The 9,919-nt window shown below is 70.8% G+C and carries 13 protein-coding genes and 1 pseudogene; 9 read left to right on the top strand and 5 right to left on the bottom strand.

Features of this window, described 5'->3' with window-relative positions; all coding sequences use genetic code 11:
* The 4 genes and pseudogenes from Q0D75_RS13015 to Q0D75_RS13000 all read left to right on the top strand — a co-directional run.
* Positions 1 to 384 (top strand): annotated as a pseudogene (locus Q0D75_RS13015) (phospholipase); the annotation flags it as partial.
* 65 nt (positions 385 to 449) lie between these two features.
* Positions 450 to 1,136 carry a hypothetical protein gene (locus Q0D75_RS13010; RefSeq protein WP_291054077.1) on the top strand — a complete coding sequence of 229 codons (687 nt, stop codon included), beginning with the start codon at positions 450 to 452 and terminating at the stop codon, positions 1,134 to 1,136.
* The gene (locus Q0D75_RS13005; RefSeq protein WP_291054075.1) at positions 1,133 to 1,747 is read left to right on the top strand and encodes a hypothetical protein; all 615 of its coding nucleotides are present in this window, start codon (positions 1,133 to 1,135) and stop codon (positions 1,745 to 1,747) included. Before Q0D75_RS13010 ends, Q0D75_RS13005 begins: the two co-directional genes overlap by 4 nt.
* The gene (locus Q0D75_RS13000) at positions 1,744 to 2,358 is read left to right on the top strand and encodes a hypothetical protein (protein ID WP_291054073.1); all 615 of its coding nucleotides are present in this window, start codon (positions 1,744 to 1,746) and stop codon (positions 2,356 to 2,358) included. The genes Q0D75_RS13005 and Q0D75_RS13000 overlap by 4 nt, the downstream gene beginning before the upstream one ends.
* On the opposite strand, the gene Q0D75_RS12995 is transcribed toward Q0D75_RS13000, so the two are convergent.
* Complete coding sequence (locus Q0D75_RS12995; RefSeq protein ID WP_291054071.1) at positions 2,323 to 3,597, bottom strand: hypothetical protein; 1,275 nt, start codon at positions 3,595 to 3,597, stop codon at positions 2,323 to 2,325. The genes Q0D75_RS13000 and Q0D75_RS12995 overlap by 36 nt on opposite strands.
* A 91-nt stretch (positions 3,598 to 3,688) precedes the next feature.
* Here Q0D75_RS12995 and Q0D75_RS12990 point away from each other — a divergent pair, with 91 nt between their 5' ends.
* Both Q0D75_RS12990 and Q0D75_RS12985 read left to right on the top strand, forming a co-directional pair.
* A complete protein-coding gene (locus Q0D75_RS12990; protein WP_291054069.1) occupies positions 3,689 to 4,183 on the top strand; it encodes a nitroreductase family deazaflavin-dependent oxidoreductase in 495 nt (164 codons plus the stop codon).
* Positions 4,184 to 4,197: 14 nt separating this feature from the next.
* A complete protein-coding gene (locus Q0D75_RS12985; RefSeq protein ID WP_291054067.1) occupies positions 4,198 to 5,403 on the top strand; it encodes a SpoIIE family protein phosphatase in 1,206 nt (401 codons plus the stop codon).
* Here Q0D75_RS12985 and Q0D75_RS12980 read toward each other — a convergent pair.
* On the bottom strand, positions 5,375 to 5,791 hold the full coding sequence (locus Q0D75_RS12980; protein WP_291054065.1) for an ATP-binding protein: 417 nt from the start codon (positions 5,789 to 5,791) through the stop codon (positions 5,375 to 5,377). The two genes, Q0D75_RS12985 and Q0D75_RS12980, sit on opposite strands and share 29 nt — an antisense overlap.
* The gene (locus Q0D75_RS12975; protein WP_291054063.1) at positions 5,784 to 6,116 is read right to left on the bottom strand and encodes an STAS domain-containing protein; all 333 of its coding nucleotides are present in this window, start codon (positions 6,114 to 6,116) and stop codon (positions 5,784 to 5,786) included. Before Q0D75_RS12975 ends, Q0D75_RS12980 begins: the two co-directional genes overlap by 8 nt.
* A 53-nt stretch (positions 6,117 to 6,169) precedes the next feature.
* On the opposite strand from Q0D75_RS12975, the gene Q0D75_RS12970 reads away from it, so the two are divergent.
* Both Q0D75_RS12970 and Q0D75_RS12965 read left to right on the top strand, forming a co-directional pair.
* Complete coding sequence (locus Q0D75_RS12970) at positions 6,170 to 6,385, top strand: hypothetical protein (protein ID WP_291054061.1); 216 nt, start codon at positions 6,170 to 6,172, stop codon at positions 6,383 to 6,385.
* A gap of 24 nt (positions 6,386 to 6,409) precedes the next feature.
* The gene (locus Q0D75_RS12965) at positions 6,410 to 6,961 is read left to right on the top strand and encodes a CDP-alcohol phosphatidyltransferase family protein (protein WP_291054059.1); all 552 of its coding nucleotides are present in this window, start codon (positions 6,410 to 6,412) and stop codon (positions 6,959 to 6,961) included.
* 16 nt (positions 6,962 to 6,977) lie between these two features.
* Here the strand turns inward: Q0D75_RS12965 and Q0D75_RS12960 are convergent, their stop codons facing one another.
* Positions 6,978 to 7,886 carry an alpha/beta hydrolase gene (locus tag Q0D75_RS12960; protein ID WP_291054057.1) on the bottom strand — a complete coding sequence of 303 codons (909 nt, stop codon included), beginning with the start codon at positions 7,884 to 7,886 and terminating at the stop codon, positions 6,978 to 6,980.
* Between the two features lie 547 nt (positions 7,887 to 8,433).
* Here Q0D75_RS12960 and Q0D75_RS12955 point away from each other — a divergent pair.
* The gene (locus Q0D75_RS12955; protein ID WP_291054055.1) at positions 8,434 to 8,889 is read left to right on the top strand and encodes a hypothetical protein; all 456 of its coding nucleotides are present in this window, start codon (positions 8,434 to 8,436) and stop codon (positions 8,887 to 8,889) included.
* Between the two features lie 68 nt (positions 8,890 to 8,957).
* Here Q0D75_RS12955 and Q0D75_RS12950 read toward each other — a convergent pair whose 3' ends face one another.
* Positions 8,958 to 9,851 (bottom strand): hypothetical protein, encoded by an 894-nt coding sequence (locus tag Q0D75_RS12950; protein WP_291054053.1) that lies wholly within the window; start codon positions 9,849 to 9,851, stop codon positions 8,958 to 8,960.
* Between the last annotated feature and the right edge of the window lie 68 nt (positions 9,852 to 9,919).

Genomic DNA, 9,919 nt, shown 5'->3' with positions numbered 1-9,919 from the left:
GATGCGGCGGCGCAGGCGGCCGCCGACGCCGCAGCGGCGGCGCAGGCCGCGGCCGAGGCGCTGGCCCTGGCCAACACTCCCGACGGCGCCCGCACGGTCGCCGCGCAGATGGCGTCCGACCAGTACGGCTGGGGGTCCGACCAGTTCCAGTGCCTGAATTCGCTCTGGAGCAAGGAGTCGGGCTGGAACTACCAGGCCGAGAACGCCTCGAGCGGCGCCTACGGCATCCCGCAGTCGCTGCCCGGCAGCAAGATGTCGAGCATCGCGGACGACTGGGCCACCAACGCCGTCACCCAGATCTCCTGGGGTCTGGACTACATCGCCCGCGGTTACGGCACGCCCTGCTCGGCCTGGTCGCACTCGCAGTCGGTCAACTGGTACTGATCCGGCTCCCTATTCGTCGTCACCGGATCCGTCGACACCTGACGATCCGCGGCTAGCATGTGGGAGTGACGACCACACCGCCGGCACCACCCGCCGCAGGCCTGCGCGCCCGGGCCGGATCCGCGGTGCAGAAGGTGCCCACGAAGTGGTTCGTGTCCGGCGGCCTCGTGGTCTTCCTGGCGGTCTCGGCCGCGTTCGGCGGCCTGAACGACGCGGTGGCCGCGCCGATCCCCGAGCTCGTCGCCGGAGACAGCTACACCGGTGCGCAGCTGAGCATCACGGTCGAGCGTGCCGTGCTGCTGGACGGCTTCCCCGAGCAGGGCATCCTGCCCGACGAGGGCGACCGCCTGCTCGTCGTGGTGGCGACGGTGGAGGACGTCTGGCGCGACCCCGCCTCGACCCGCAACACCATCGGCGCCGCCGACAACCTGCGTCCGATGGGCGTGCCAGGGCTGGATGCGGCCAGCATGCCGCTGAGCGTGGCCGTGATCAGCGACGGCACCGAGTTCCCCGACCTGCAGCCCGGGGTGCCGATCGAGCTCGCCTTCATCTGGTCGGTCGATCCAGCAGCCCTGGCCGAGGGCGACTCGATAGCGGTCAACCTCTACGACAAGACGTACAAGAGTGACGGCTTCATCACCTCCGGCGAACGGTGGGTGGATCCGGTCGTGGCGGCCACGGTCACGGTTCCGGTCACCGACTCCGGCGACGGCTCGGGCGCCGAGACCGGCGAGGGCGAGGGCGAAGGATGAGCGCGCTCCCGGATGCCCGCCCGGCGGCCAAGGGCTGGTGGCGGTACGCGCTGAACGGCCTCGTGCTCGTCGCGGTGCTCGTGGTGGCCGGGGTGGTGGCCCACACGGCACCCACCAAGGGGTTGTGGCAGGCGCCGATCCCGGTGGCCGGCGCGCTGGGCGAGGAGATCGCCGGCCGCAACCTCGTCGCGACGATCGACGGGGTGCGGGTGGCCGAGCAGGTCACGGCGGCCAACGGCTGGGCCGGCGAGACCACGGGCGTCTGGGTGGTGGTCGACGCGGGTGTGGCGAGCGTGGTTTCCGATTCCCCGGCGCGACTGGGTTCCGCCCGGTTGCAGATCGGCGAGACGTCCTACAGCGCCTCGACGAGGCCCGCGTTCGGCACGATCGCCGATCAGTCGCTGACCACCGGCATCGCCCTCACCGGCCCGTTGATGTTCGAGGTGCCGCGGGCGCTGCTCGGCAGCGAGGCCGCACACCGGGCGAGCATCCAGCTCGCGCTGGACGAAGACCGGCGGGTCGACTCGCAGATCGAGGTGCCCGTCGACCTCGGTGCCCTGCCCGTCGAGGCCTCCGTCGAGACATCCGACCCCGTCTGGGGCGTTCGATGAGCGAGACGGCACCGACGGTGCCCGCCGCGACACCCGCCGCCCCGGCGCCGAGCCGCACCGGCCGCCGGTGGTGGCGCCGCAACCGCTGGGGGCTGCTCGGCATCCTCGTGCTGGCGCCGGCCACGATCGCGCTGACGTTCTCGAACGAGTGGGGCGGCTACTACGCCGAGCGGCCGAGTGTTCCGGTCGGTGTCGCGGCGGGGGAGCGCGCCGAATTCGGCGGAACCGCCTGGCAGCTGATCGGGGCCGAGCGCATTCCGGGAGACGACCCCGCCGTGGCCGACGCCGGTCTGCCCGAGGGCGCCGACCTGATCGTGGTGTCGGTCGCCGTCGACCCGCAGCTCGCCGAGGGCGTCACGAGCTCGTCGATGTGCACCTTCGTGCTGAACGAGCTCGCCGACGGCTCGGTGCTGCGCAGTTGGCGCGACGCCCTCTCCTCCGGCGTGGAGTACGTGGCCGATCCGGATGCCGCCGTCGGCTGCGACTCCGAACGCACCTCGGCGTACACGGCCGAGTCGCACTTCGTGGTGCCCGAAGACGCCGGCGACGAGTTCGCCGTCGACGTGCAGCTGGGCTCAGAGTTCCCGCGTTTCCTCCGGTTGGGCACCTGAGACCGAGGCCGCGACATCCGCGGCCTCGCGGCGCTCTTCGAGCCGGCGCAGGCAGAAGTCGTATGCGGCCGCGATCAGGCACAGCCGCAGCGGTTCCAGCAGCACGCTCACCACGAACACCAGGATGTCGTCGAAGTTCATCCACCAGCCGTAGAGGTCGTGTGGGCCGATCAGCCGCACGCCCGCGAGCAGCAGCCAGGTGCCGGCGGCGTCCAGCACCGTGTAGGCCAGCACGAACAGCCCCATCGGCACCACGCCGGCCCGCCAGATCAGCAGCACGGCTCCGGCCAGCGGGCGCCAGCGGTCGGTGAGGTCGGCGCCGACGTCTTTCAGGCGGGTGCGCACCCCGTTCGGCAGAGCGACCACCCGGTCGCGCACGCCGGTGTAGTACCGGTGCGTGGGCCGATAGGCGATCTTCGGGGTCGTGAGCGCCCGCCCGTAGACGATTCCGGCGAGCGTGAGCCAGGCGAGGGGGAACAGCATCAGCGCTCCGGCCTCGTTGATCGCCCATTCGACCCCGTTCCAGAGCCAGCCGAACGGGGCGAACACCGCGAACGCCGCGGCCTTCAGCTGCTCGTACCACTGGATGGCCGCGCGGCTGGACACCCAGGCCTGGAACCCGGCCGTGTAGTTGCTGATCAGGAAGAGGGTCAGGAACACCCAGACCGCTTCGAGGTAGACGGCCACCAGGTTCGTCCACTTCGGCAACGACTTGGCGTAGCGCTTGATCAGGAACCGTCCGCTGAACGCGACGACGATCGTCGCGAGGGTGCCGGCATCCAGCTGCAGGTTCAGCACGGCCGCGGTGGGCGAGGGGCCGTCGGCGAAGGGGTTCATGTTCCCGAGCGCCGATTCGGCGTACGACTTCACGTCGGCGCCGAGCAGCTTCCACGCCGCGTAGAAGGCGAAGAACGGCAGGATGCTCACCAGGAAGATGTCGGAGACCCTCTGGCGCCCGCCGGCGGCCGGCTGCTCGAGCGTGCCCAGGCCGCTCGCGTCCACGCGCCGGAACGCGGGCATGTCGTCGCGCAGCGCCAGGAACATCGCGATGTAGCTGCCGAGCCGGGCCAGCACGGCCAGCGGCAGGATGAGCAGCCCGAGCAGGGCGCTCGAAGCGCCCGCGAAGGCCGCCACCTCGATCAGCGCGTAGCGCACCAGCCAGCCCGCCAGGAACCACGCCAGCAGCACCGGCCAGCGAGCGGCGACCAGGCGGAGCGTGCGGGTCAGAACGGAGAGCACGGCATCAGGCTACAGCTGTCGTTCCGCCGACGCGGGGCGATTGCGCGCGCGGCCCGGCGCGATGCGATGCCGGGCGGGGGAGGATGGGCGCATGGCATCCCTGAAACGCGGCCTCCGGATCGTGGTGGCGCGCTTCTCGCGCACCCGGTTCTTCCGCCGCGTCGGCCCCACGATCATGCCGCCGCTGGAACGTGCGATGACGCTGCTCACCCGCGGCCGCGTGCCGCTCAGCGGCCTGCTGGTGCCCTCCCTGGTGCTGCACACCACGGGGGCGAAGTCGGGTCTGCCGCGGGAATCCGCCCTGATGTACTGCCCGGAGCCCGGTGGCCGGACGCTGGTCACCGGCAGCAACTTCGCGGGCGAGAACCATCCCGCCTGGAGCGCCAACCTGCTCGCGCATCCGCAGGCCTGGGTGTCGGTGCGCGGGCGCCGGATCGAGGTGCGGGCGACCCTGGTGGGCGACGACGAGCGCGAGGCGGTCTGGGCCTTCATCGAGCAGCAGTGGCCGGGCTATCGCGGGTACGAGCGGGCATCCGGGCGCACCCTGCGCATCTTCCGGCTCGTCCCGTCCCCCATCGGGGGTTGACTACGCTAACTAGCATGGAGCCTGCCGAACCGACCGCCCCGTCCGATCGCGACCGCTTCGAGCGCCTCCGCCTCGACGCCGTCGAACGGCTGAACCTGCTCGACACCCCGGCCGAGGAGCGCTTCGACCGCATCACGCGCATCGCGCGCGAGCTGTTCGACGTGCCGATCGCCGAGATCAACATCATCGACGACCGGCGGCAGTACACCAAGTCGCCGCAGCCCGGCGGGGTGGCCGGCGACATCGCCCTCGACGACTCCTTCTGCGCCGTCACCGTGCAGCAGTCCGACATCATCGTGGTTCCGGATGCCACGCAGGACGACCGTTTCTCGTCGCGCTCCGCGGTGAGCGACGAACGGCACATCCGCTTCTACGCCGGCCGCCCGCTCAGCATCGACCAGCAGAACCAGGTGGGCACCCTGTGTCTGGTCGACACGACGCCCCGCGCGTTCTCCGACGAGCAGCGGCAGCTGCTGGACGAGCTCGGCGGCTGGGTCGAGCGCGAGCTGCAAGACACCGCCGACCTCGACCGCGCCACCGAGGTGCAGCAGAAGCTGCTGCCGCACCGGCAGCCGGCCCAGGCGGTGCCCGGCGGCTTCGACCTCGCGGGCGCCTGCGTGCCGGCGATGGCCGTGGCCGGCGACTTCTACGCCTGGCACGGCGAAGAGGGCGAGATCGAACTGACCCTCGCCGATGTGATGGGCAAGGGCACCGCCGGTGCCATCCTCGCCGCCACGGTGCGCTCGGCCTTCCAATCGCGCACCGGCATCGACGTCGTGACCGCGATCGAGCAGGTGAACGAGCAGCTGATCGACGACCTCGGCGCCACCGGCAGCTTCGCCACCCTCTTCCACGCCCGTATCGACACGTCGACGGGGGCGATCGTCTACGCCGACGGCGGCCACGGGCTGACGATCGTCGTGCACCCCGACGGCTCCTACGAGCGGCTCGAGGCCACGGGCCTTCCGATCGGCATCGTGAGCGACGGCCTGTGGACCCGCGGCGAGGCCGTCCTGGCCAGAGGCGACCGCCTGCTCACCTTCACCGACGGCCTGCTCGACCTGTTCGACGGCTCGCTCGAGTCGCTCGACCCGATCGCCGCCCTGGTGCGCGCGGCCGGCAGCGCCGGCGGCTCGCAGCGCGTGGTCGACACCTTCACCTCGCTGGTGCCGCCGCGCGCCGACGACGACGTCACTCTGGTGGTGGTGTCGCGCGGCTGATCGTCCAGACGTTCCGCTCGTCGAGCCGCTCGTAGCGCAGCTCGTCGACGAGGGCCTGGATGAGCGCGATCCCGCGCCCCGACTCGGCCAGCTCGTCGGGCATCTCGCGGTTCATCAGCACGATGCCGCCGGCATCCGCCGTGTCGGTGAGCGAGGCGCTGAGGCCGCTCTCGTCGGCCGAGACGGTGAGCACGCAGGTGACCCCGGTGTCGCCGGCGGCGTGCTGGATGACGTTGGAGGCGAGTTCGATCAGCGCCGTCTCGAAGGCCATCCGCTCGAACTCGGCGATGCCCGGGTTCGCGGCCCACACGGTCTCGAGGAAGGCGTGCACCGCATCCACGTCGTCGGGCGGGGAGCTGAAGACGAGATCTCGGCGCTCCTCAGTCACGGTAGGCCGCCTCGGCGCTGTCGTAGGCGGGCAGGATCTTGTCGACGTTCGACAGCTTCAGCACCATCGCCACCTGGCTGGACGGCGACACGATGCGCAGGTCGCCGCCGGCCTCGCGGGCCGATTTCAGGCAGCTGATGATGGCGCCGAGCCCGGAGGAGTCCATGAACGGGATCGGCGCGAGATCGAGCACGAGCCGCGGCCGGCCGCCGTCGATGGCGCGCTTCGCGGCTTCGCGCAGGGTCGGACCCGACACCATGTTCAGGCGGCCTTCACCGCGGATGACGGCGACGTCGTCGCCGATCGATTCGGTCTGGAACTCCATCGATGGATACCCCCTAGAAGTAAGCTGTACCCAGGCTATCGAAAGGGGGAGAGGTGTCCGATCCGGAAAAAGCCATCACACGCATCGTGCAGACGTATCCGAACGTGAAGGTCGTGCTGAGCGATTCCGTGTTCGCCGACTCGTATTTCCACTCCGCCGGGCCCGACGGGGGAACGCTCTACATCAACGCCGAGCTGACCGGTCTGATCGCCTCGCAAGAAGGCTGGACGGGCTCGATCATCACGACCGAGTCGCTGCCCGACGCCTGAGCCCCAGAGCCTGAACCCGGTCGCGTGAACGTTCCCAACACCATCTCCATCGGGCGACTCGTCGTTCTGACACCGCTGTTCGTGGTGTCGTTGCTGGTGTTCCGCAATCCGCTGCTGGCGCTGATGGTGCTGATCGTGCTCGGCATCACCGACTGGGCCGACGGCTTCATCGCCCGCCGCTTCGACCAGATCACCGACCTCGGCAAGAAGCTCGATCCGATCGCCGATCGGGTGAGCCAGTTCGTGGTGTGCGTCACCCTGGTCGCCGCCGGGCTGGTGCCGCTGTGGATGGCCGTCGTGCTGCTGCTGAGCGATCTGCTGCTGGGCATCACGATCCTGGCGAAGAAGCCCGGCATCGTGGTGGTGCGCTGGCTCGGCCGGGTGCGCACGGTGCTGTTGATGGCGGGCTTCCCGCTGCTGCTGCTCGTGGAGTCGTTCTGGCCGGGCGACCGGCTGCTCGGCACCGCGGCGCTCGCCGTGGTGGGAGTGGGCTGCGTGCTGCACGCGGTGGCCAACATCGAGTACACCGTCGTGACGATCCGCGGATCGGCGAGCCCGGCGATCCGGACCCGGTAGGCGCCCGGCCGTCCGCTCAGGCGGAGTCGTCGGCCGTGTCGTGCGCACGCAGGCGCCCGGCCGCATCGGCCAGAGCCCGCTTCGCCTCGGGCGTCCAGCCGGCGCCCACGAACACGTGGATGGCGCCGGGGTAGATGCGCAGCTGCACCGAACTGCCGGCCGCCGTCGCCTTCGCGGCGAAGGTCTTCGCATCCGGCAGCAGGATGTCGCGGTCGCCCTGGTACACGAAGGCGGGCGGCAGGCCCGCGAGCGAGTCGGTGAGCGGGCTGACCAGCGGATCGGCGGTGCCGCCCGGCGACCCTGCGGCCCAGAGCCTTCCCGCCTCGACCAGGTTCGAGCGCTCGAGCAGCGGATCGCGCGGCTCGAGCGCGGCGATGGCCGCCGATTCGAGCCGCACGTCGAGCCAGGGCGAGAACAGCAGCAGCCCGGCCGGCGGGGGCAGCTCGCCGTCGCGGCAGCGCACCGCGAGCCCCACGGCGAGACCGGCGCCGGCCGAATCGCCCCCGACGAAGACGGGGGACCCGGTGGCGGCGGCCCGGTCCAGCGCCTGCCGGTAGACCTCCTCGAGGAACGGATAGGCCTCCACCGCCGTGTGCTCGGGAGCGAGGCCGTAGCTCGGCACCACGACGGTCGCTCCGGAGCGCAGCACCAGCGAGGTGATGATGCTCCAGTGCGCCGCGATGATCGGCCCCACGTATCCGCCGCCGTGCAGGTACACCAGCTGCGTGCCGGTCGCGTGCTCGCGGGGCGTGACGAGCGTCACCGGGAAGCCGCCCAGCATCCGGTGCTCGACCGTGCAGAGACGGCGGAGGGAAGGTGGCGCCGGGGCGTCGTGGAGGCCGCGCGACTCGCCGGCTCTCCGCCACGCCGCCTTCAGGGGCGCGATGCCGAGCAGGCCGCGCGTGAGGGACATCGGAACGGACATGGCCACCTCGGATCGGTCGGACTATCCCCTCGAACGGGACTGTCCCTCCAGTGTGCCCTGTTCTTCCCCTGCGCCCAGCCGGGGGCCGGGACCGTCGTGGACGACGGCGAGAACGGCCACGATGACGGCCCACAGGGCGAGAGCGGCAAGGATGACGATGAAGAACAGCATGGGAGATGCCTTCCGGTCGGATGCGGCCGATCCCCGACGGATCGTCCTGATGCCCTCACGTTCCTCGCTGAGGAGGGGTCGCCTCATCGGGCGGATGCCCTACTTCCCGCGGGAATCGGCAGCTCCGCCTAAGCCGCCGGAGCCGATGCGGCGGTATCGTGGGGGCAGCAGACCGGTCCAGCGTGGGACCGGTGCCTTCTGAGGAGGTGACGGATGCGTGCAACGACCGCGACCGCAGCCGATCGCCTCCGGCCGCCGAACGATTCCCGGTTCCACTCGATGACGAGTGAGGGCTCCGAATCCCCAGGGCAGCGTCGCCCATTCGGCACCACGACGACCGGTGGCTGCATCCGTTCGTCTCCGATCCGGAGTGTCCATGACCATCGCAGTACGCAAGACGGGGAGCCGCCTCGACGGCCTCCGGCAGGAACAGGACGTCAGCCACTCGGGCTGGTTCGTTCTGGAGGGCGGCCTCGCCGCCGGAATCGTCACCTTCGTGACCTCGCAGATCACCTTCGCGCTCACCTCGAAGGGGGCGCCGGGCCTCGGGGTGCTGACCGCCTCGACCAGCCTGATGCTCGGCTTCGTGGTGGCGGTGATGGCCACCCTGGTGGGCGTCGTCGCCTGGCTGGAGGTCGATAGGCGCGGACTCGCGGTGCGCGCGCGCAGCCGCGCGGTGCTGTGGCGGATCGCCGTGGGCACGGCCTCGATCGGCATCGCGGCGAGCGGCCTGCTCGGCTCGTGGCAGGTGTGGCTGATGATCTCGTCGATCGTGGTGGTGGGGGCGCTCGCCGCCGGCCTCTTCGCGGCCTGGTGCATCCGCCGCACCTGACACGACGGAACCTGACACGACGGAAAGGGCCGCACGCCCCCAAGCGTGCGGCCCCGCATCCGGCGAACTCAGCCGATGGGCGTGGGGTTCGTCGGGTTCGGCGGCACCGGCAGCGATCCGTGGATCTGGTTCTGCGCCTGGCACTGGCTGGTGCAGTTCGTGGCGCCCTGCGAGAGCTCGATGGCGTCTTCGCCGAGCACGCCGCCGAGGCGTCCGCCCGAGGTCACGAGCCACTTGGTGACGGTTCCGGTCTGCAGGGTCTTGGTGGCGACCTGAGGGCTGTCCTTGCCGAGCAGCATCTGGTGGAAGCCGGTGGCGCTCTGCGAGGCGCTCACGGCATCCACTCCGTTGCCGAAGTTGACCTTGCCGGTGTACTGGTTGACGAAGTAGAACAGGCCAGGGCCGAGCGTGTGCACGAGTTCGACGGATCCGGCGAACTCCGGCTCCATCTGGAAGATGCCGCCCTGGGCGCCGTCCTTCGCCTGGATCTTCAGCTTGCCGCCGGCGGCGTTGAAGGTGACGACGAGGGTGTCGTCCTGCACCTGCAGCTCTTTGATCGTGACCTTGCCGATCTGCGCGGGGGTGAGGGTGGGCACCTTCGAGGCGAACACCACCGTGGGCGCGGTGACCATGCGCAGCGCGTCCGGAGCGCCGGTGAGCGTGTAGTCGTACACACCGAGCGTGCTGGGATCGATGCGGAAGGTGTTGTTCAGGCCCTTCACGGTGATCGACCCGGCGACCGCGATGTCTTTCAGCTTCACGTCTTTGCCGGCCGCGGGGTTGTAGGTGGTGCCGTTCACGGTGACGGCGTAGTCGCCGCCGCCGGCCGAGGGCTTGGCGCTGGCGGGAGCGGCCAGGGCCGTGGCTCCCACCAGGGCGGTGGCGGTGATCGTGGCGGCGACGAGGGCGCCGCGGGCGATGCGGCGGAACGGCCGCGGCGAGCGGGGGAGTCGAGTGGTCATGACAGGCCTTCCGGAGACGGGGGGAGCGGATGCGGGCTGGCCGCTCTCCCATCGTCATCGACGCCCGT

The sequence above is a fragment of the Herbiconiux sp. genome, from assembly GCF_023264855.1.
Classification (GTDB): domain Bacteria; phylum Actinomycetota; class Actinomycetes; order Actinomycetales; family Microbacteriaceae; genus Herbiconiux.
Note: the sequence above shows the minus strand (reverse complement) of the source record. Positions and strands in the feature narration are given on the sequence as shown.

Excerpts from the sequence above, each read along its gene's own strand:
- Q0D75_RS13005 (WP_291054075.1), top strand. The coding sequence starts at position 1,133 with ATGAGCGCGCTCCCGGATGCCCGCCCGGCGGCCAAGGGCTGGTGGCGG.
- Q0D75_RS13000 (WP_291054073.1), top strand. The coding sequence starts at position 1,744 with ATGAGCGAGACGGCACCGACGGTGCCCGCCGCGACACCCGCCGCCCCG.
- Q0D75_RS12990 (WP_291054069.1), top strand. The coding sequence starts at position 3,689 with ATGGCATCCCTGAAACGCGGCCTCCGGATCGTGGTGGCGCGCTTCTCG.
- Q0D75_RS12985 (WP_291054067.1), top strand. The coding sequence starts at position 4,198 with ATGGAGCCTGCCGAACCGACCGCCCCGTCCGATCGCGACCGCTTCGAG.
- Q0D75_RS12975 (WP_291054063.1), bottom strand. The coding sequence starts at position 6,116 with ATGGAGTTCCAGACCGAATCGATCGGCGACGACGTCGCCGTCATCCGC.
- Q0D75_RS12960 (WP_291054057.1), bottom strand. The coding sequence starts at position 7,886 with ATGTCCGTTCCGATGTCCCTCACGCGCGGCCTGCTCGGCATCGCGCCC.
- Q0D75_RS12955 (WP_291054055.1), top strand. The coding sequence starts at position 8,434 with ATGACCATCGCAGTACGCAAGACGGGGAGCCGCCTCGACGGCCTCCGG.
- Q0D75_RS12950 (WP_291054053.1), bottom strand. The coding sequence starts at position 9,851 with ATGACCACTCGACTCCCCCGCTCGCCGCGGCCGTTCCGCCGCATCGCC.